At 45.6% G+C, this 19647-nt stretch carries 19 protein-coding genes and 1 riboswitch; of the genes, 14 read left to right on the top strand and 5 right to left on the bottom strand.

Going from position 1 to position 19647, the window contains the following annotated elements; genetic code table 11:
• The first annotated feature begins 20 nt into the window (after positions 1–20).
• The 5 genes from MHB54_RS05240 (at position 21) to MHB54_RS05220 (ending at position 4634) form a co-directional block, all read left to right on the top strand.
• The gene (locus MHB54_RS05240) at positions 21–980 is read left to right on the top strand and encodes an RluA family pseudouridine synthase (protein ID WP_264454847.1); all 960 of its coding nucleotides are present in this window, start codon (positions 21–23) and stop codon (positions 978–980) included.
• A 43-nt stretch (positions 981–1023) separates the two neighbouring features.
• Positions 1024–1389 (top strand): arsenate reductase family protein, encoded by a 366-nt coding sequence (locus MHB54_RS05235; RefSeq protein ID WP_264454012.1) that lies wholly within the window; start codon positions 1024–1026, stop codon positions 1387–1389.
• A gap of 72 nt (positions 1390–1461) precedes the next feature.
• Complete coding sequence (locus tag MHB54_RS05230; protein WP_013309415.1) at positions 1462–2358, top strand: 5'-3' exonuclease; 897 nt, start codon at positions 1462–1464, stop codon at positions 2356–2358.
• Positions 2359–2581: 223 nt separating this feature from the next.
• Entirely contained in the window at positions 2582–3460 is an 879-nt protein-coding gene (locus MHB54_RS05225; protein WP_023987786.1) for an ROK family protein, read from the top strand.
• A gap of 166 nt (positions 3461–3626) precedes the next feature.
• Positions 3627–4634, top strand: a complete 1008-nt coding sequence (locus MHB54_RS05220) for an HRDC domain-containing protein (RefSeq protein ID WP_023987787.1) — start codon at positions 3627–3629, stop codon at positions 4632–4634.
• 161 nt (positions 4635–4795) lie between these two features.
• Here the strand turns inward: MHB54_RS05220 and corA are convergent, their stop codons facing one another.
• Positions 4796–5731 (bottom strand): magnesium/cobalt transporter CorA, encoded by a 936-nt coding sequence (gene corA / locus MHB54_RS05215; protein WP_023987788.1) that lies wholly within the window; start codon positions 5729–5731, stop codon positions 4796–4798.
• A 551-nt stretch (positions 5732–6282) separates the two neighbouring features.
• Positions 6283–6408, top strand: a riboswitch (SAM riboswitch).
• Positions 6409–6526: 118 nt separating this feature from the next.
• Here corA and metA point away from each other — a divergent pair.
• The 4 genes from metA (at position 6527) to mqnC (ending at position 11495) form a co-directional block, all read left to right on the top strand.
• A complete protein-coding gene (gene metA / locus MHB54_RS05210; RefSeq protein WP_023987789.1) occupies positions 6527–7444 on the top strand; it encodes a homoserine O-acetyltransferase MetA in 918 nt (305 codons plus the stop codon).
• A gap of 124 nt (positions 7445–7568) precedes the next feature.
• Positions 7569–8753, top strand: a complete 1185-nt coding sequence (locus tag MHB54_RS05205) for a PLP-dependent transferase (protein WP_023987790.1) — start codon at positions 7569–7571, stop codon at positions 8751–8753.
• Positions 8750–9928: an aminotransferase class I/II-fold pyridoxal phosphate-dependent enzyme gene (locus MHB54_RS05200; RefSeq protein WP_028542955.1), complete on the top strand. Its 1179-nt coding sequence runs from the start codon at positions 8750–8752 to the stop codon at positions 9926–9928. Before MHB54_RS05205 ends, MHB54_RS05200 begins: the two co-directional genes overlap by 4 nt.
• 433 nt (positions 9929–10361) lie before the next feature.
• On the top strand, positions 10362–11495 hold the full coding sequence (gene mqnC, locus MHB54_RS05195) for a cyclic dehypoxanthinyl futalosine synthase (protein WP_023987792.1): 1134 nt from the start codon (positions 10362–10364) through the stop codon (positions 11493–11495).
• Positions 11496–11591: 96 nt separating this feature from the next.
• Here the strand turns inward: mqnC and MHB54_RS05190 are convergent, their stop codons facing one another.
• From MHB54_RS05190 to MHB54_RS05175, 4 genes are all read right to left on the bottom strand, one after another.
• A complete protein-coding gene (locus MHB54_RS05190) occupies positions 11592–12455 on the bottom strand; it encodes a YitT family protein (protein ID WP_264454010.1) in 864 nt (287 codons plus the stop codon).
• 84 nt (positions 12456–12539) lie between these two features.
• Complete coding sequence (locus MHB54_RS05185; protein ID WP_023987794.1) at positions 12540–13766, bottom strand: cation:proton antiporter; 1227 nt, start codon at positions 13764–13766, stop codon at positions 12540–12542.
• A gap of 4 nt (positions 13767–13770) precedes the next feature.
• Entirely contained in the window at positions 13771–14265 is a 495-nt protein-coding gene (locus MHB54_RS05180; protein WP_025723302.1) for a cation:proton antiporter regulatory subunit, read from the bottom strand.
• A 206-nt stretch (positions 14266–14471) separates the two neighbouring features.
• Positions 14472–14867, bottom strand: coding sequence for a hypothetical protein (locus MHB54_RS05175; protein ID WP_025723301.1), 396 nt, complete (start codon positions 14865–14867; stop codon positions 14472–14474).
• Between the two features lie 240 nt (positions 14868–15107).
• Here MHB54_RS05175 and MHB54_RS05170 point away from each other — a divergent pair, with 240 nt between their 5' ends.
• From MHB54_RS05170 to MHB54_RS05150, 5 genes are all read left to right on the top strand, one after another.
• Positions 15108–15989, top strand: coding sequence for a putative sporulation protein YtxC (locus MHB54_RS05170; protein ID WP_023987797.1), 882 nt, complete (start codon positions 15108–15110; stop codon positions 15987–15989).
• A 61-nt stretch (positions 15990–16050) separates the two neighbouring features.
• A complete protein-coding gene (locus tag MHB54_RS05165) occupies positions 16051–16626 on the top strand; it encodes a 3D domain-containing protein (protein ID WP_264454008.1) in 576 nt (191 codons plus the stop codon).
• Between the two features lie 84 nt (positions 16627–16710).
• Positions 16711–17019 carry a hypothetical protein gene (locus tag MHB54_RS05160; protein ID WP_023987799.1) on the top strand — a complete coding sequence of 103 codons (309 nt, stop codon included), beginning with the start codon at positions 16711–16713 and terminating at the stop codon, positions 17017–17019.
• A gap of 195 nt (positions 17020–17214) precedes the next feature.
• Complete coding sequence (locus MHB54_RS05155; protein WP_264454007.1) at positions 17215–18807, top strand: S1C family serine protease; 1593 nt, start codon at positions 17215–17217, stop codon at positions 18805–18807.
• A 149-nt stretch (positions 18808–18956) separates the two neighbouring features.
• Positions 18957–19646, top strand: coding sequence for a response regulator transcription factor (locus MHB54_RS05150; protein ID WP_013309432.1), 690 nt, complete (start codon positions 18957–18959; stop codon positions 19644–19646).
• Position 19647: the final 1 nt, after the last annotated feature.

Genomic DNA, 19647 nt, shown 5'->3' with positions numbered 1-19647 from the left:
GAGGCAACCGGGAATTTGTGATGAGCTTGTACTATGAACCTATCGTATATACGATCCCTCCTGAGGAGGAGGGCATGCTGTTGAAGACTATTTTACAAAAACGTATGAACATTTCTCGAAAGTTAATATCCAAACTCAAGCTGACCGAGCAAGGTATTATGCTGAACGGGACACGTGTGTACATCAGCGTTAAGGTAAAGTCCGGGGATCAAGTAGAAATTCGCATGGAGCGCGAGCGTTCTGATGATATTTTACCTGAACCCATTCCTTTTGAGATATTGTTTGAGGATGAACATTTGTTAGTGGTGAACAAGGCGGCGGGTATGATTGTCCATCCGACTCACGGTCATTACACAGGAACACTGGCTAATGGGGTTGTGCATTATTGGCAGGCCAAGGGAGAACTGTTCCGGTTTCGTCCTGTTCATCGTCTTGATCAAGAGACGACGGGTGTGCTGGTAGTAGCCAAAAATCCGTATGTACACCAGCATATTTCTGAGCAGATGATTGCGGGAACGGTGGATAAGCGCTATACGGCTCTGGTGCATGGGCGTCCTGAGCTGCAGGAAGGTAAGGTAGACGGACCAATTGACCGCAGCCCGGATAATCCGCATTTACGTATGGTGACCCCGGATGGTTATCCTGCCCTTACGCTGTATAAGCTGGAGGAAGTGTGGAACGGGGGAAGTCGCATCGGACTAAAGTTGGAATCCGGGCGTACGCACCAAATTCGAGTGCATATGACTTATATCGGTTGTCCGTTGATCGGAGATAAAATGTACCGGATTACACCCGATGATGCTGCGCAACGTGAGCGATATGATCAGCTTGATGCCAGGATGCCTCGACAAGCCTTGCATGCCTCAGAACTGTCCTTGGAGCATCCTGTAACCGGGGAGCGGCTGACGTTCTATGCTCCTCTACCTGAAGATATGGCTGAAATGCAGGAGCTATTAAGAGCGCAATATTTTTCAGAATAAAATATAAATAAGCTATCGAAACCAAATGGAGGTTAATCTAGCGATGAGCCAACTGAAAGTATATCAGTATTCTAAATGCAGTACCTGTCGTAATGCAGTGAAATGGCTGCAAAACAAGGGACATGAGACGGAACTTATTCCTATTTTTGAACAGCCGCCCGGCCCGGAGGAATTGGAAGATTTAATTCGAAAAAGCGGGCTGGAGCTGAAAAAGTTTTTTAATACAAACGGTGAGGTGTACAAAGAGCTAAAGCTGAAAGATAAGCTTGGAGACATGAGTCGTGAAGAGCAAATTTCGCTTTTATCCTCGAATGGAAGATTAATCAAACGCCCGATTGTAACCGACGGGAACAAAGTAACGATAGGATTCAAAGAGGAAACATTTGAGGACACATGGGGAGCTCAATAACGCCCAATTTACACTCACGATATGTTATACTGTGGGGGTTAAATATTATGATGAATGGGAGCAATACAATCTGTGACACAACGCAATGAACAATCCGTAATGCTGGTTGACGGCATGGCCCTGCTATTTCGCGCTTATTATGCAACCGCCGCAAACGGTTATATCCGTCGTACAAAAGCTGGGGTGCCAACGAACGCCATCTATGGTTTTATTCGATATTTTTGGGATGCAGTCCAAACGTTTAATCCTACACATGTCATTTGCTGCTGGGATATGGGCGGAACGACATTCCGTGGGGAACATTTTGCTGCGTATAAAGGAAACCGAGCCGACGCACCGGATGATTTGATTCCCCAATTTACATTGATTCGTGAAGTGACGGACAGCCTCGGCATACCCAACATTGGAGCGGAAGGCTTTGAAGCCGATGATTGTATCGGTACGCTTGCACGTCATTATTCGCAAAATGAGGACATGGATGTAATGATTCTCTCAGGAGATCATGATTTACTTCAATTAGTGGATGAGCGGACACGGGTCATTATTATGAAAAAAGGGCACGGCAATTATATGGTATACACTCCGGAGACCCTGCTGACTGAAAAAGGGCTTAAGCCACGCCAAGTGGTGGACCTTAAAGGCCTGATGGGGGATGCAAGCGATAATTATCCAGGAGTACGAGGTATAGGTGAGAAAACGGCACTCAAGCTGGTGCAGGAATACGACTCTATTGAGGGCATTCTGGAGAATCTGGATCAATTAACACCCTCGGTCCGTAAAAAAATTGAGAGTGATTTGGATATGCTGCATCTTTCACGCAAACTTGCTGAAATTCACTGTGGTGTACCTGTAGCATGTGCTTTGGATAGCTGTCTGCTGACGCTGGATCACGTGCAAATTGTAGACAAGTTTGAGCAGCTTGAAATGAAAAGCTTGTGTACATTGATGGGTGTCGCAACCGGATCTTAATGAAGCTGTTAGGCTTGGTACGTACAATTCAGGTAAAGTAAGTAATATAGGGATGCTGACGCTTGATGCGTTAGTGTCCTTATTTGTATACCCATATGTCGACGGAGTTATATAGTCATGTGAAGGATTATATACAATTGCGATAAGGGGATTGACCTCAGGTACATTTCAGGTGAATATAGTGGAGAGAGAACCGGATTATCGAAAGGGGACAACAGCAACTATGACAGTATTGGGAGCAATTGAGGCAGGCGGTACCAAATTTGTATGTGGAATTGGCAACGAACGTGGAGAGGTACTGGAACGGGCGAGCTTTCCAACAACCACCCCAGCAGAAACAATGGAGAATGTCATCGCATTTTTTGAAGGCAAGGGCATTGAAGCATTGGGCGTAGGCTCGTTCGGGCCGATTGATCCTATCGAAGGTAGTGATACATATGGCTATATTACAACAACGCCAAAGCCACATTGGGGAAATTACAATCTGATTGGCAAACTGAAAGAGCATTTTGATGTGCCTATGGGGTTTGACACGGATGTGAATGGAGCAGCACTTGGTGAGTCTATTTGGGGTGCCGCCAAAGGATTGGACAACTGTCTGTATATTACGATAGGTACAGGCATCGGGGCGGGTGCTTTGGTTGGTGGAAAGCTGATACATGGATTATCCCACCCGGAAATGGGGCATATTCTGGTACGTCGTCACCCAGAAGATACTTACGAGGGGACATGTCCTTATCACGGAGATTGTTTGGAGGGACTGGCAGCAGGTCCTGCGCTCGAAAAAAGATGGAAGGTTAAAGGACATGAGCTTTCTGTCGATCACTCGGCCTGGGAAATGGAAGCGTACTATCTGGCACAGGCTTTAATGAGCTATGTATTAATCCTGTCACCGCAAAAAATTATTATGGGCGGGGGAGTGATGAAGCAGGACCAACTGTTCCCGCTCATTCGTACCAAGCTTCAAGAACTTTTGAACGGATACGTACAGCATTCGAGTCTGGCAACAGATATTGAGCAATATATCGTATCTCCGGGATTGGGTGACAATGCTGGATTGTGCGGTGCTCTGGCATTGGCAAAGGAAAAGCTGAATCATTAGAATTTATGGTTGACGGCACTCCAAGGTACGGTTATTATATAGGCAACAGTATAGTACGGCTCAAAAAGGGAAGCACCTTTCTTGCGAATACGCAGGATGGGTGCTTTTTTTTGCGTTTTTGTGTTGTGCGGGACTGTCTTTCAACGATATGAGGGAGGAAGAAATCATGGATATTGTATTTTTAAATCGCTTGTCCAAACGAAATGAACAGGGCTATGAGGACTTTGCTCAGGTATGGATTGGGCAGCATGAAGGGGGATGGAGTGCAGGCTGGAGCACACAGCATGTCCCGGATGAAAGTATAGACGACCTTTGGTATGAGGGCAGCTTGTGGCAGGAATTACTACATGTATACCGTCATGAGCTGGCGCTCAAAATGGCTGAGGGCTATAGGCCCTTAATCCATGGCGTATTTCATGAGCAAGAAGGATCATCAGGACGAGGACAAACGCTGCAAAAGCTGTATTGCTACAGTGATTTGTTTCCACGTGATGAAGTGTATGAGCAGTTGACGATGTGGAGACGGCAAAAGGCAGCAACGGAACGAAAAGCACCTTATTTTATCGCTACGAATCGGCTGCTTCGACTCATTAGCGTCTATCTTCCCCATACCGAAGAAGAACTGTTGGAACTGCCTGGTATGGGTCAGGGTAAGGTGTCGCAATATGGGACGGAGCTATTGGCTATTACGACACAAAATGACCGGACCACGCCATTTCCGTTGAACTGGGTAACAGAGACGCTGGAAGAAGAAGTTTTTTTGTCATGGCTATACAAGCAAAAAGAGAACCAGTACAGGCAGGAGCTGAACAAATTCAGCCTAACTAGAACGATTATCGAAGGCATTTCGGACGGTCTTTCACTGGAGCATATCGGAATGAAGACAGGTTTGCATCGTAGAGAGATGATTGAAGCTGTGGAGCATTTGGACAGGGATGGCATTGATATGGAGAAGCTGATCCGCAAGGAGTTGGTGAATGTATCTGAGGAGGAGCAGGCAGCCATCTGGTCTGCTTATGAAGAGTTGGGGGATGCGCTGCTCAAGCCCGTCATGCTGAAAGTGTATGGGGAAGAAAAGGCAACCGAAACAGGACTGGATCAAATTTACGAGCGTCTGCGTCTGATCCGTATACGGTTTCGTCATCAGCAGGTACCCGACCGACATGTTGGATAATATAGAACTGATTGAATAAAGCTAAAGTATTAAAGTACATTCAGGGTTCAACATACTAAAAAGCAGCAGCGAGTTCCACACAGGACACGGCTGCTGCTTTTTATGACCAAGCTGAAAATCGAAAAAAGTATCCAACTCGGTACTTTTCCCCCCTGTTCTTTTTAAACCCAGTCTTTCTTGCGGAAAATACAGAACATACTGACACCTAATGCCACCATAATACCAATGACGACAAAATAGCCATAACGTGTATGAAGCTCAGGCATATTATCGAAGTTCATCCCATATATTCCGGTAATGACTGTCAATGGCATAAATACGGTCGTAATTGCCGTAAACACACGCATAATTTCATTGGCACGGTTGGCGATACTGGATTGATAAGCTTCTCGAAGGTTACCCATCAAGTCGCGGTAAGTTTCAAAAGTCTCCGAAATTTTCACAGCATTTTCATAAATGTCGCTGAAATATTTTTGCAATTGATCGTCGATGAGCCGCAAATCCCGTTTGTTCAGGGTATTGATGACTTCTTTTTGTGGACCCAGCACTTTTTTCAGCCACAGAATCTCACTTCGTAAGCCGATGATTTCGTTCAAATGCGACTTTTTCGTATGCATTAGAATATCTTCTTCCAGCTTCTCAATGCGGACCTCAATCCGGTCACCAACCAGAAAATAGTTGTCAACAATCAAGTCGACCAACAGATACATAAAACGGTCAGGCTGGCTGACTTCTTGCTCCCACAGCATAGGCTTGAGGGTACGAAGCTCATTTATTTTCTGCTTGGTCACCGTAATGATAAAATGGCGGCCGAGAAAAATGTTCAAAGCTCGCAAAAATATTTCTTCATCATCAAAACGAATGCTATTTACAACGATAAAATAATGGCTTTCATAAATTTCAATCTTCGGACGCTGTTCTTCTTCACTCAAACAGTCTTCTACTGCAAGATCATGCATGGAAAATAAAGGCTGGAGCACTGCCAAATCATCGACATCGGCATCAATCCAATAAAAACCTTCTGCCGGTGCAGTAAGCGCCATTTCAATTTCTTCGACAGGGGTAAAAACCCCGTTGTTGACCAAACGGATTTTCATATATGTCACTCCTTATGCTCCGTCGTAACGGAAATACGTTTACCTTAAGCATAAGGAATGGACTCAGTTAGCCAGTTAGCCGGTGCGGGTAAGCGTGCACTCCCATCAAAAGCCGGAGGCTTTTGGAGCATGCAGAGCCTGGCGTCCCGTCTTTCGGCAAGCTGAAGTCATTCCTATGCTGTTGTTCAGGGATCGCCGCCTATTCGGACTCGGGTCGCCTTCCATTCCGGATTCACCTCTCAAATGTTCTTTTTTAGATTGCCACAGTATCGCAGGAAACACTCAAATCTGCACTACTGCTCCATATTTTTGCCTAATAGCACTTGTATAGTATAACGCTCGGCCTACGGCCTTTCAAGCGCAAAATCATGGGCTAAATCAACAGTAGTGGCAAGAGCTTCAACGATAGGAGGGATATGATTTAACCTATGGAAAAGGTAGACAAAATGTGAATGCAGGGTACAAATTTAAAAGTCCCATCTTGACGAAGCCCAGCCGATGCATTAAAGTGAACAACAAGAACTTTGTGAACCTAAAATGAATATAGCGAAATCTTATCAAGAGCAGGTGGAGGGACTAGCCCGATGATACCCGGCAACCGGCGATTTTAATCGCACGGTGCTAATTCTTGCAGGACGCGCGCTTTGTACAAAGAGCGTTGCCCTGACAGATGAGAGAGGCGCATATGGATACAAATATGACCTTTCTCTAACCTGAGAAAGGTCTTTTTATTATATGCCCGGCATCTCAACAAGACGATTTTCGCAAAACTTACCGAACAAGGAGTGAGTTTACATGCCGATTAAAATCCCAGACACGCTACCTGCCAAGGAAGTGCTGGAGGGCGAAAATATTTTCGTAATGGATGAAAGCTTGGCTTATCATCAGGATATTCGTCCGTTGCGTATCGCCATTTTGAATTTAATGCCGACAAAGGAGACGACGGAAACCCAACTGTTGCGCTTGGTCGGCAATACGCCGCTGCAAGTGGACGTCACGCTGGTGCACATGAAATCTCATGTATCCAAAAATACATCGCAAGAATATTTGAACATGTTCTATAAAACGTTTGACGAGATCAAGAACAGTCGTTTTGACGGCATGGTCATTACAGGAGCCCCGGTTGAACAGCTTGAGTTTGAGGATGTGAACTACTGGGAGGAGATCCAGCAAATCTTTGAATGGACGAAAACGAATGTAACTTCGACCATGCATATCTGTTGGGCCTCACAGGCAGGCTTATACCATCATTTCGATGTCCCAAAATACGGGCTCGACTACAAATGCTTTGGCGTATTTCCACACACTGTGATTAAACCTAAAGTAAAATTGCTACGCGGCTTTGATGAACTGTTTTATGCTCCTCACTCCAGACATACGGAGGTTCGGCGGGAAGATATTGATCATATTACCGAATTAGAAGTTTTATCCGAATCCGAGGAAGCTGGAGTGTACCTCGTAGCCACGCTTGACGGTAAACAAATTTTTGTAACTGGGCATTCTGAATATGACCCGCTTTCCCTGAAATGGGAATACGACCGCGATGTGGGCAAAGGAATGGAAGTTGAAGTCCCCAAAAATTATTTCCCTAATGATGATCCCAAGCGCACACCGCCCTCAATCTGGCGAGCGCACGCCAATTTATTATTCTCGAATTGGCTGAACTATTATGTATACCAAGAAACACCTTACGATATCGGGCCCCAGATTTAAAAAGGGGCTTGTAGTTTACCCTTGTACAGTACCACCTTGCAGTAGCGCAGCAGTATAGTCTTTGACATCCATTTTTGCAGGATATGTTATAGCACCCACTATGGAAGTTAACAGGAGGATTCATATGAGTGAGAAACAGTGGAAAATCGAAAGCAGATTGGCACAAATCGGTTCAGTAGAGGAGCCAGTAACCGGGGCTGTTAATTACCCGATTTACCAATCTACGGCGTTCCGCCATCCCCGTCTAGGTCAAAGCACAGGATTTGATTACATTCGGACGATCAATCCCACGCGAAAGGTACTGGAAGAGGCTTCTGCTGCACTTGAATCTGGTGATGCAGGTTTTGCATGTAGCTCAGGTATGGCGGCGCTGCAAACGGTATTTGCATTGTTTGGACAGGGAGATCACCTCATTGTATCGCTGGATCTGTATGGCGGGACATATCGCTTGCTGGAGCGTATTTTATCTAAATTTGGTGTAACAGCAAGTTATGTGGATACGAATGATCTTGAAGCACTCGAACAGTCATGTCGACCGAATACCAAAGCTGTATTCATAGAAACACCTACAAATCCGTTAATGATGATCACTGATATTCGAGCGGTTGCCGAGTGGGCATCACAACATCAGTTGCTTACCATTGTAGATAATACGCTGCTAACCCCATATTTCCAGCGGCCATTGGAGCTGGGCGCGGATATTGTGGTACATAGCGCAACCAAATATTTGGGCGGACACAACGATGTGCTGGCAGGGTTGATCGTAACCAAAGGCAAAGAGCTATCAGCTGAAATTTCCTTCCTGCACAATTCCATAGGGGCCGTGCTTTCCCCGAGCGACTGCTATCAGTTGATGAAGGGGATGAAGACGTTAGCGCTGCGTATGGACCGACATCAGCATAATGCAACAGTGCTATCTAACTATTTACTGACGCATCCGGCGGTGGCGGAAGTATTTTATCCAGCTCTCGAAGGCCACCCAGGTCGTGAGATTCAAAATAAACAATCCAGCGGAAATACGGGTATCTTCTCCTTTAAAGTAAAGGATGCTCGTTATGTGGAGCCTTTGCTTCGTCACATTAAGCTCATTGCGTTTGCGGAAAGTCTCGGCGGTGTGGAATCGCTAATGACCTATCCCGCTGTGCAGACACATGCGGACATACCAGCAGAAATTCGGGATGCAGTCGGGGTAGATGACAGGCTGTTGCGTTTCTCCGTCGGCATTGAGCATACAGACGACCTAATTGAAGATTTGCGTTCGGCGCTGGAAGCGGCACGTCAAGAAGTAGAAGGAGGGGAGCAGCAATGATAGAGGATGCGAGAAGGATCGGCCAGGATCTGGACAAAGAGCGGAAGTTCGCTACCAAGCTGCTGCATTTCGGCTCTGAAATTGACAGTGTTACGGGGGCTTCGAGCGTCCCGATCTATCAAGCTTCTACCTTTCACCATCATGATATTTTTAATCCTCCACAGCATGACTATAGCCGTTCAGGTAATCCGACACGACAAGCTTTGGAGGATTATATCGCCTTATTAGAAGGCGGAGCTAGCGGTTTTGCTTTTGCATCAGGTATGGCGGCCATCTCTACTACATTTATGCTCTTGTCTGCTGGAGATCATGTCATTGTTTCCGAGGACGTATATGGAGGAACATATCGACTGCTGACCTCCATTTTGAAACGGATGAATATCGAAACGACCTTCGTTGACATGACGGACCTCAACCTTGTGAAAGAGGCGTTGCAGGAGAATACAAGGGCTGTATATATGGAAACCCCGTCCAATCCGACTCTCAAAATTACCGATGTAGCAGGAATAACCTCTTGGGCACAGGATAACGGACTTTTGACGCTATTGGATAATACTTTTATGACACCTTATTATCAACGTCCGATTGAGCAGGGTGTCGATATTGTATTGCACAGTGCGACCAAGTTTCTGGGCGGACACAGCGATGTGCTGGCAGGACTTGCAGTAGCACGTACCGAATCGCTGGGGAGACAAATCAAGCAGCTCCAAAATGGACTGGGTACCGTGCTGGCTCCGCAGGAGTCATGGTTGCTCATGCGCGGTATGAAGACGCTGGAGGCTCGTATGGCTCACAGCGAAAAGAGTGCAGCAAAGCTCGCCAATTGGCTGAACGAGCGCAACGACATTGAGGCGGTGTACTACCCGGGTCTGGAGAATCATCCAGGACGTGAAGTTCATGAGCGTCAATCCAGCGGTTATGGTGCAGTGATATCGTTTGATGTGGGTTCTGGTGAGCGTGCAAAAGAAGTCCTCAGTCGCGTACGTATTCCAATTGTAGCGGTGAGTCTGGGAGCTGTGGAAAGCATCTTGTCGTATCCGGCGATGATGTCACACGCGGCTATGCCCCATAGTGTACGATTGGAGCGCGGGATTACGGACGGATTACTTCGTTTCTCCGTAGGTCTGGAGGATATTGACGACCTGATTAGTGATCTGGATGAGGCGCTGCGCTAGAGCGTTAGCACATCAGTAGTATCTTTGTCGTTTTCAGGCAGGGAGCAAATATGTACAGTACTAAACAGCAAGTTTCCATTCATTCAGGAGGCTTGCTGTTTTCTATAAGAATGACATGAAGGACAGTGTGAAAAAATGCACTTTTCAGTTCTATTTTCTTATTTCTTGGCTATATGCAATGTTGAGACAAGCTTGGCAGTTGCCTGTTTTCCTAGGTGAAAAGCAGAAAGAAGCGGGAATAAGTATGGTTCCTTACCTAAAGATATGTTAGTATTATCATTAGGTTTTACTATGCTAAATAGCACAGACAACATACAAGGCCAGTCATGAACATACATTACGGCAGGGTTCGAACGCAGGTTTGTGAAAGCATTCTCGTTCATAAGTCCTGTCTTTCATTTCGTCGCCCTGTGACAGCGAAGGAGGATACACCATGAGTGTAATCGACCATATTTTAGATAAAGCCCTACGCGGCGAACGCCTGAATTTAGAGGATACCGTTGCTTTGTTCGAATCAGATGAGGTAGAAAAAATAGGTCATGCGGCGAATAAAGTTATGAATCGCATGCACCCCGATCCCATTAAAACCTTCGTCATCGGACGAAATATTAACTATACGAACGTATGTGACGTATATTGTCGCTTCTGCGCTTTTTACCGTAGACCGGGTTCTGATGAAGGTTATGTTTTGCCGGACGAGGTGATCTTTCAGAAGATCAAGGAAACGCAGGATGTAGGTGGCACCGAAATTCTAATGCAAGGCGGTGTGAATCCGAATCTGCCGTTCAGTTATTATACGGATTTGCTGAAAGCTATCAAGGAGCGTTTTCCCGATATTACGATGCACTCCTTCTCGCCAGCTGAAATTCACAAAATGAAGGAAAAATCCGGTCTATCCATGGAAGACACGATTCGAGCCATTCATGAAGCTGGATTGGATTCGCTTCCGGGTGGAGGCGGAGAAATTTTGGATGACCGCACACGCCGCAAAATTAGCCGTCTCAAAGGCTCTTGGCGTGATTGGATGGATGTGATGCAAACGGCTCACAAGGTTGGGATGAACACGACTGCTACGATGGTTATCGGCTTTGGCGAGTTGATGGAGGAGCGTGCGCTGCATTTGTTGCGTGTTCGTGATGCTCAGGACGAATGCATTGAAAACAAATATAATTCTGAAGGATTTTTGGCCTTTATTCCTTGGACCTTCCAGCCAGACAACACCAATCTGAAGAAGGAACGCCAGACGCCGGAGGAATATTTGAAGACCGTTGCGATCAGTCGTCTTGTATTGGATAACATCAAGCATATTCAGTCTTCATGGGTAACCATGGGACCTGAAATCGGTAAAAAATCGTTGTACTACGGTTGCGATGATTTTGGCAGCACCATGATTGAGGAAAACGTAGTTTCCGCTGCAGGCGCAACGTATAAGGTTAACATTGAATCCATTCTACAGTTGATCCGCGAGACGGGTCACGTTCCAGCACAGCGCAATACCCGTTATGATATTATTCGTACTTTTGACAGTGCCAGCAGTATTGAACATGATTTTATCATGCAAAATTAATATCCGTTAATATATTGTTAATTACAAAACGCTTATCCATCACTAATCTATGTACAAGGATTAGTGTAGATAAGCGTTTTTTGATGTGTTACTTTGCTATGCTTTCCATCGTTTCATATACATGATCTCAGCCTGCGGGTCTGCCATTTGGATGACTGCCTTAAAGCGCTGCAAATCCAACAGATGAACGCTGTAAACGATGACCATTTGTTCTTTTTTATCCTCAGATTCGCTTTTAATCTTGCTCTCTATCTGGGCATAGCCTCCAACAGGCGTGCTGTGTATACGCAGCATGCGATATATGGCATCCTCGACGGTTTGCTGTTTCTTGCTGACAACACAAACCATACGCGTCAGACCGGTAAACATCAGCCGGGTCGTTTCATAGGCGGCGAGGCAGGATAAGGCTGAATAGAGAGCTGGCTCCCAGCCTAGCACAAAGCCAGCCGTAATGAGCAGCAGACCATTACACAGCATAACAATCTGTATTAACGGAATCTTGCGATGTGTTAGCAATAATGTGGATGGACGGCTATCGTCTGACTCGTTAAGTCCTAGTGAATCGAGCAGACCACCGTGACGAGCTGCCAGCCCTGCGCCAAGCCCTATACAGATTCCGCCGCCCAAAGCACATACGACCGGATGGCCGCTCACTGCCGGAAAAGGCGAAAGAATGATGGCTGAGCCCGAAAAGGCGAACAAGCCGGGTAGTGCACGAAGCAGCATGGGTTTGTGAGTAGACAGAGAATACAGCAGCATGAGTGGCAAGTTCAAAACGAATAGCAGTAACCCAAAATGCTCCTGTGTATAAAGCGACATGAGTCTGGAGATCCCCGTGACGCCTCCAGCGATCATATCATGCGGATGCAAAAACAATTCCAGACCGACGGATGCCGTAATTCCGCCAATCACCGTATAAAAGACAGGGAACCTGCTCGCATCTCCTGAAGCGGGCTTCACAAGCCGCCTCATAGAGTTTCGGCATGTTTTACAGCGTGCGGCATAGCCTTCCCTCCTATGGATTGTCGTATCCAGCTTTTACAGTTACGCCGAGTTACTTTCTTCCTTTCGTAGGCGGGGGTCCTTGAACTTAAATATTTTGTTTAACATATTAAAAATAGGTTTTGACTGCTTTGTCAGAAGTGGTCCAAGAATCGCCAGTATGAGTACATAGATGGCTGCAAAGGGTTGAACAATATCAAGCAAACCGCCTTCTTTCCCCAAGTTGGCCATGATAATCGAAAATTCACCCCGTGCCACAATGGTCAGGCCGATATTTGCTGACGCTTTGGGAGATAAGGAGGCCGTACGCCCAGCCAGCATTCCTGCCCAAATGTTACCAAACAACGTGAGGACGACTGCTGCCAGTGCAAGCCATATCGCGTTTCCTCCCAGGGACAGTGGATCAATGGATAATCCAAAGCTGAAGAAAAACAGGGCGCCAAAGAAATCGCGGAAAGGAACAATTAAATGCTCGATACGTTTGGCATGTTCCGTTTCGGCCAGTACCAAACCGACCAACAGGGCGCCGATAGCTTCCGCCACATGAATCGTTTCCGAAAAACCAGCCACCAGAAATAGAGAGCCGAAAACAACAAGTCCGAATACCTCATTGGAGCGAATACGGAGAATCCGATTTAACAGAGGGACGGCCTTACGGCCGATAATAATGACTGCAAGCATAAAGCCTAGCGCGATTAGCGCTGATAGCAGCACACCCCCGAGCGAGGATGAATCGCTAAGAACCAATCCGGAGAGGATGGAGATGTATACGGCGAGGAAAACATCCTCGAACATAATAATGCCCAAAATCATTTCAGTTTCAGCATTGGCAGTCCGCTTGAGATCTACCAGCACCTTCGCAGCAATAGCACTGGATGATATTGTTGTAATTCCGGCTATAACCAGTGTCTCTGCTACAGGAAAGCCGCTCAGGAAGCCAAGAGCCAGCCCCAGTGTAAAATTGATGCCAATATAAATGGTGCCGCCCACGGCAATGGAACGGCCTGATTTAATTAACCGACCTACTGAGAACTCGAGACCCAAGTAGAAGAGAAGAAACAGCACTCCGATTCTTCCCATAAAATCAATAAATGGGGCGCTTTCGATAAAGCGAAAATCAAAATGCCATAGCTCCATCGCATGCGGTCCAACTGCCATTCCGATCAGGATATAAAAAGGGATGACCGAGAAGCGCAGTTTGGAGGAAATAAGTCCGGCTGCAGCGATGAGAGCAATAGCCAATCCAACCTCAAATACCAGATGATCCATCCAATCACCCGCTTCCGTTCATAAGGATTTGTTTAAAGCGTTTTTGCTGATCGCGTTCCCCAACAACGACTACAGTGGCATCATCGTTAATAATCACTTCAGGACCAGGATTTACATATTTCTTTCCTTTTTTCTCCACAATGGCAATAACAGTGGCTCCCGAATTTTGCCTTACATCCAGCTCACCAATGGATTTGCCGACACTTGCATAATGAGATTCCACTCTATACCATTCGATAATAAAATCGTCAAACGTCATTTCTACACTTTCAAGCTGTTTGGGCTTATAGGTCATACCACCGATGATGGAGGCTACCAATCGCGCTTCCTGATCATTCAGGGTTGTCATAGAAATACTTTGTTCCAGATCCTCGTAATCAAAGTGATACAACTCGCGCCTGCCATCATCATGAATAATAATGACAATTCGGTCGCCGCTCTCTGCATCTATTCGATACTTAATCCCGATTCCTGGCAAAATAGACTCTCGAATATCCATTTGTAAAGCCTCCTGTACGATACGTTATTTAAATGAATGGTATGGGAAATAAATCACATACTTTGGGAGTGACATGGAAACTTTCTTTTTGTATTAAATTTTATGAATTAACGTAAAAAACCTGATACATACACTTACGTATTACAGTCATTGGAAAATATTAACAAATATACATGCGAATGTGGTGATGTGCATGCAAAGGGAGGTTAAGCCACATAACTAGAGGTGAATTTGATGGGGAACAAGTACAATTGCTTCTTTAGTTTGCAAATGACAGGAATAAAAGGCAGACGTAGTTTAGGGATGCTCAATAGCAGCACAAGCGCTATCAAAATGACAAAGGGAAGTGATTTGGCCGCAGCGATCACCAGATGAAGTAAAGGGGAGGACTTGCGTATAGCTGGTTTGGAATGATGCTCCAGACCGTGAGAGTCTGTTTCTAACGAGGAAATATCAGCATGAGGCATAAGAGAAGATCCCGCCGTAAACTGAAGGGATTGAGTGGTGTCTTCCGCATGAAACGTCACAGGAAGGGACAAAATCTGAACGAGGCTCAATATGACGATCATGAATGTACGCAGCATGTTCAGCATCGTTGACATCTTATCTCCTCCCTCTTGTGAAAAATTCATATTACTATAACCTTAACATACCCCACCCTAAATATTCAAACGTCTTTCGGTTTTTTTCCTATATCACAGTAATGTTTATAACACGCCAACCGGCTTTTTGAAACCAGATCATCCTCTTTTGAATATGTCTTTCTGTTTCCAGTCGTTCACTTCGTATAACCCTTCAGAGGCCGCCATATACTGAAAGCAGTGATCGAAAGGAGTGAGCCAATGGAACTGTTTACAGTGTGGACCAATACAGACGGAGATCAGGAAACCGACCGGTTTTACGAAGTGGTCAAAAGTAGAACAAAGGGACTACATATGTCACGGCGCGGATTTCGATTCACTTTCAGACAGCTGGATAACAAAGTGGCATGGACCTGCAAGGGCACAGAAAGCAATTCGGCGTTTGAAAGCTTTCTCCCCTGTGTATACAGCATCATGTCTTCGGCAATAGCGGATTATATTATCGAAGTCAAGGAGTGGGGGCTGCTCAATCTCATTCTCACCAAAGCCTGTTCGTTGCTGGAGAAAGAGGATGCAGAGCAAATTCGCAGTATGATTCGTTCACTGTTAAACGATGATGGCCCCAGAGGTCGTTTGAAGCGTCAGGGTAAGCTGACTACTCTCCTGGAGAAGGATTTTAAGGAGCTTCGTGTGATCAATTTGGAAGGGCTGATTCAATTTAGGCTCCATGCGTATAAAAAAGAGCTTGAAGAAATCGTCGACTATGCTATGGAAGAATTCTGGGCAGATCGGCAATACGAAGAATTTATGGGGCTGCTTAAATATTTTGTTTTTTTTCAGGAAAGCAAAGTTCCGCTCGTACACGTACTTCACCAAGGCGGACATAATTTTACGATTCTGGATAGTGCCATGGTGCCCATACCGATTCCTGATGCAGATGACATCATTGTCGAGATGCCAGGCATTGAATTGGAAATGGAGGTCGAGGATCGAATCGTGAGCACCCTTATTTCGATTTCTCCTGCTTCCATTATATTGCACACAGACGATGAACACACCCCCATAGTGCGGACACTCCTGCATATTTTTGAAGATAAAGTGAAACTGAGCAGACTTTATCCAGGTCAGGATGTTCAAAAATAATAATCTGTTCGTATAAACTAATGGATTTCTGGAAAGCCTTTGCCTCAAGGGGAGGTTTTTTATGAGATCCATGTTGGTATGGAAACGGATTTTGGGAACCGTGTTAATTGCAACCTGTCTGGTATTGCCCGGCAATGAAGTTTACGGTCAAAAAGAACCGGTCCAGCATAAAAAATGGCAGTCCACACCTGTTTTAGCTCCACGCGAAGAGCAGGTTATTACGACCATGACGGTCACGGCAACAGGATATACAGCAGGCTATGAATCGACTGGCAAACGGCCAAGTCATCCCGGTTACGGTATTACGTATTCCGGTGTAAAAGTGCGTCGTGACAAGAACACACTGTCTACGATTGCGGCTGATCCCAAAACGTTTCCTTTGGGAAGCATATTGTACATTCCAGGTTACGGATACGGGATTGTAGCAGATACAGGTTCTGCGATTAAGGGCAATAAAATTGACTTGTATTTTAAAACAACCCGGCAGGTGTATTCTGAATGGGGCAAGAAAGATGTGGATGTTCAAATTATAAAAAAAGGGAACGGAAAATGTACAGAAAAGATGGTCAAATCGCTCCAAAAGGCGATAGAAACGCATAAAACTATTCCGACCGCGACACTGGATGCTTCCATATAATCCTTGAATATTGTTTTTTCCAACATCACATACTATGTTGCGGGATGAGCTTATCCCGCAAAACATACTGGGAGGTTGAGAATTATGCCAAATCAAGGCGGAAGTTCTTTCACGAACAAAGGCTTCAAGGCAAGCGCAGGAAATCAGTTCAAAGCGGAATTTGCACAAGACAATACGGTAGGTGTCGTTTCACAAAAGGTAAAGCAGTCTGAACAAAATAAAATTCAAGACAACTTTCAGACACCAAATGAGAAGTATGATGAAGAATTTGCAACAGAACAAGGCGGTACAGGCGCTGTAGCTCAAAAAGTTCAAAACTCCAGTCGCAACAAAGTTCAAAACAATGCTCAAACACCGAACGAAAAGTTTGACGAAAACTTTAACACGAAATAAAAAAGCATATACAATTGATAATGCTCCGGATTATATCCGGGGCATTTCGTTTTAAGTGAAAGTGAATAGGTACAATAGGTCTAAGGTTTTATCTCCTTTTTAATTGTTTTTAAGGTGGAATTAAGGTTTAAAGTGCAAAATAAAGTCAGTTAAACAACACCACCTTGAAGCATAGGGTTTGGGAGGAGATATACAATGGACGAATTTAAAAATAATAACTCCGGACGCCGGAACGACAACGATCAGGTTGATACCGATAATGCAACTCGGCAAAACGATTCGAACGGTTCCTCATATTATTATTCTTACGGCCCTTTTTCTTCAGTTCAATCGGACGGACAACGTAAGGAAGGGCAGTCGGTGGAAAAGGATGTTGAGATTACGCCACCACAGGCAGTGAGACCTCTTCCTCCCTCATACCATCGCGCTATGCCTGAGCAACAGGATGGTTCGGGTCGGAATGGTGGCAACTGGCAATTCAAACCGAATAAGCCCAAGTCGCAGGTGAAAACAATTTTCTTATCTTTTTTGGCTGGGATGCTGGTCATTACGGTATTGATGTACACAGCTGACCGAACAAATATGTTCACACCCGAGACGGCGTTAACTTCGGCGGCAGCTGAAAGTGGAGAAACGACTAATTCAGGAACAACTGGCTCGACTCCAAGCGCAGTTCCGGCTGTGATGCCTTCAGGTACCGCTGATGTTCAATCTGTTGTGGCCAAGGCTGGTCCGGCAGTCGTCAAAATCGAAACGCTTGCCAAACAAACCAGTGGTAGTAGCGGCAGACAAAGCAGCCCTTATTACAATGACCCGCTGTATCAATACTTTTTCGGTAATCAGTATGGTGACAGTGACAGTGGCAGTAGCGGTAACAGTAATGAAAATGAAGGTAGCAACAGCGGGCAGCTGACTCCGCTTGGTATTGGTTCCGGTTTTATTTTTGATAAATCGGGTTACGTCCTAACCAACAACCATGTTGTTGAAGGCGCGAGTGTGGTTCAGGTTACAGTAGAGGGAACTAATAAGCCTTACGAAGCCAAAGTCTTGGGCAAAAATGCTGATCTTGATTTGGCGGTACTTAAAATTGAAGGCAAAAACAACTTTCCGACAGTAACTTTGGGTGACTCCGATAACGCTAAAGTCGGCGAGTGGATGGTCGCAATCGGCAACCCTGAAGGCTTTGAGCATTCGGTAACAGCCGGGGTGCTAAGTGCGAAAGAACGTACGATCACCATTAATAGTGAATCGACTGGAAAACCGACGCAATACAAGCATCTCATTCAGACGGATGCGTCCATTAACCCTGGTAACTCTGGCGGACCGCTGTTAAATCTGCAAGGGCAGGTTATCGGTATGAACGTAGCTGTTAGTGCAGACGCACAGGGAATCGGGTTTGCGATTCCGTCCAATACAATTTTGGAAGTCGTCGATAAGCTGAAAAATAACCAGCCTATCCCGAAAGAACCTGTACCTTTCATTGGTGCAAGTCTGTTAAATTTGAGTCCTGAAGTAGCCAAAGAATTGGGCACATCCCTAACCGAAGGCTCGGTAGTACGGGATATTATATACAAATCGCCAGCTTATCAGGCCGATCTGCGTCCTTACGATGTGATTATCGGAGCCAATGGCACGCCTTATAGCACATCACAAGAGCTGATCCAGTTCATTCAAAAACAAAAAGTGGGTACAGCACTGACGCTTAACATCGAACGAGCTGGGCAGAAAAAAGATGTTCAGCTGAAAATAGGCAACAAAAATGACTTTAGCTCGACGCTTCAGCAATAAGCTGATAACTCTACAAAAATGAACATGTGCACGCAAGAAACGGAAGGAAGATCCCTTCCGTTTCTTGCTGTATGGAGCAGCCAGATGCTACACGCGTCTACTCCTGCTACAATAGAGGGAAAAGAAGAGATAAAGGAGTTCGATCGTGTATGCGTTCTACTATTCTGATTATTGATGACGATGAAAAAATTGTTTCCATGCTACGCAGAGGGCTGGCATTTGAAGGCTATGAAGTGCTGACAGCCGCCAATGGAGCAGAGGGATTAAATAAAATGCTGACAGCTGAGCCTGATGTGGTCGTGCTGGATGTAATGATGCCGCAGGTCGATGGTTTTGAGGTATGCCGTCGCATGCGGGAGGGTGGAAGCACGGTACCTGTCCTGATGCTTACAGCCAAGGATGAGGTTGAGAATCGGGTTAAGGGCTTGGATCTAGGGGCCGATGATTATCTCGTCAAGCCGTTTGCTCTGGAGGAGCTGCTGGCGCGAGTGCGAGCGCTTTTGCGGCGTAAAACCGAACAACAGGACAATAACGGAAATCGACTTACCTTCGAGGATTTACAACTGGATAACGAATCCCGTGAAGTGGTTCGTGGCGGCAAACGCTTGGAACTGACAGCCAAAGAATTTGAACTGCTCCATTTGTTCATGCAAAACCCCAAGCGTGTTCTGTCGCGTGATCTGATTATGGACAAAATTTGGGGCTATGACTATAGCGGAGAATCGAATGTGCTGGAAGTATATATTGCCATGCTACGACAAAAAACGGAGCAGGATGGCGGTAAACGGCTCATTCGTACAATTCGGGGAGCTGGCTATATTTTAAGAGGTGATGTGTAAT

The organism is Paenibacillus sp. FSL M7-0802, assembly GCF_038004945.1.
GTDB classification, from domain to species: Bacteria; Bacillota; Bacilli; order Paenibacillales; family Paenibacillaceae; genus Paenibacillus; species Paenibacillus polymyxa_B.
This window is presented reverse-complemented; position numbering and strand designations above follow the sequence as displayed.

Excerpts from the sequence above, each read along its gene's own strand:
- MHB54_RS05240 (WP_264454847.1), top strand. The coding sequence starts at position 21 with ATGAGCTTGTACTATGAACCTATCGTATATACGATCCCTCCTGAGGAG.
- MHB54_RS05235 (WP_264454012.1), top strand. The coding sequence starts at position 1,024 with ATGAGCCAACTGAAAGTATATCAGTATTCTAAATGCAGTACCTGTCGT.
- MHB54_RS05225 (WP_023987786.1), top strand. The coding sequence starts at position 2,582 with ATGACAGTATTGGGAGCAATTGAGGCAGGCGGTACCAAATTTGTATGT.
- MHB54_RS05220 (WP_023987787.1), top strand. The coding sequence starts at position 3,627 with ATGGATATTGTATTTTTAAATCGCTTGTCCAAACGAAATGAACAGGGC.
- corA (WP_023987788.1), bottom strand. The coding sequence starts at position 5,731 with ATGAAAATCCGTTTGGTCAACAACGGGGTTTTTACCCCTGTCGAAGAA.
- metA (WP_023987789.1), top strand. The coding sequence starts at position 6,527 with ATGCCGATTAAAATCCCAGACACGCTACCTGCCAAGGAAGTGCTGGAG.
- MHB54_RS05205 (WP_023987790.1), top strand. The coding sequence starts at position 7,569 with ATGAGTGAGAAACAGTGGAAAATCGAAAGCAGATTGGCACAAATCGGT.
- MHB54_RS05200 (WP_028542955.1), top strand. The coding sequence starts at position 8,750 with ATGATAGAGGATGCGAGAAGGATCGGCCAGGATCTGGACAAAGAGCGG.
- mqnC (WP_023987792.1), top strand. The coding sequence starts at position 10,362 with ATGAGTGTAATCGACCATATTTTAGATAAAGCCCTACGCGGCGAACGC.
- MHB54_RS05185 (WP_023987794.1), bottom strand. The coding sequence starts at position 13,766 with ATGGATCATCTGGTATTTGAGGTTGGATTGGCTATTGCTCTCATCGCT.
- MHB54_RS05180 (WP_025723302.1), bottom strand. The coding sequence starts at position 14,265 with ATGGATATTCGAGAGTCTATTTTGCCAGGAATCGGGATTAAGTATCGA.
- MHB54_RS05175 (WP_025723301.1), bottom strand. The coding sequence starts at position 14,867 with ATGTCAACGATGCTGAACATGCTGCGTACATTCATGATCGTCATATTG.
- MHB54_RS05170 (WP_023987797.1), top strand. The coding sequence starts at position 15,108 with ATGGAACTGTTTACAGTGTGGACCAATACAGACGGAGATCAGGAAACC.
- MHB54_RS05165 (WP_264454008.1), top strand. The coding sequence starts at position 16,051 with ATGAGATCCATGTTGGTATGGAAACGGATTTTGGGAACCGTGTTAATT.
- MHB54_RS05160 (WP_023987799.1), top strand. The coding sequence starts at position 16,711 with ATGCCAAATCAAGGCGGAAGTTCTTTCACGAACAAAGGCTTCAAGGCA.
- MHB54_RS05155 (WP_264454007.1), top strand. The coding sequence starts at position 17,215 with ATGGACGAATTTAAAAATAATAACTCCGGACGCCGGAACGACAACGAT.
- MHB54_RS05150 (WP_013309432.1), top strand. The coding sequence starts at position 18,957 with ATGCGTTCTACTATTCTGATTATTGATGACGATGAAAAAATTGTTTCC.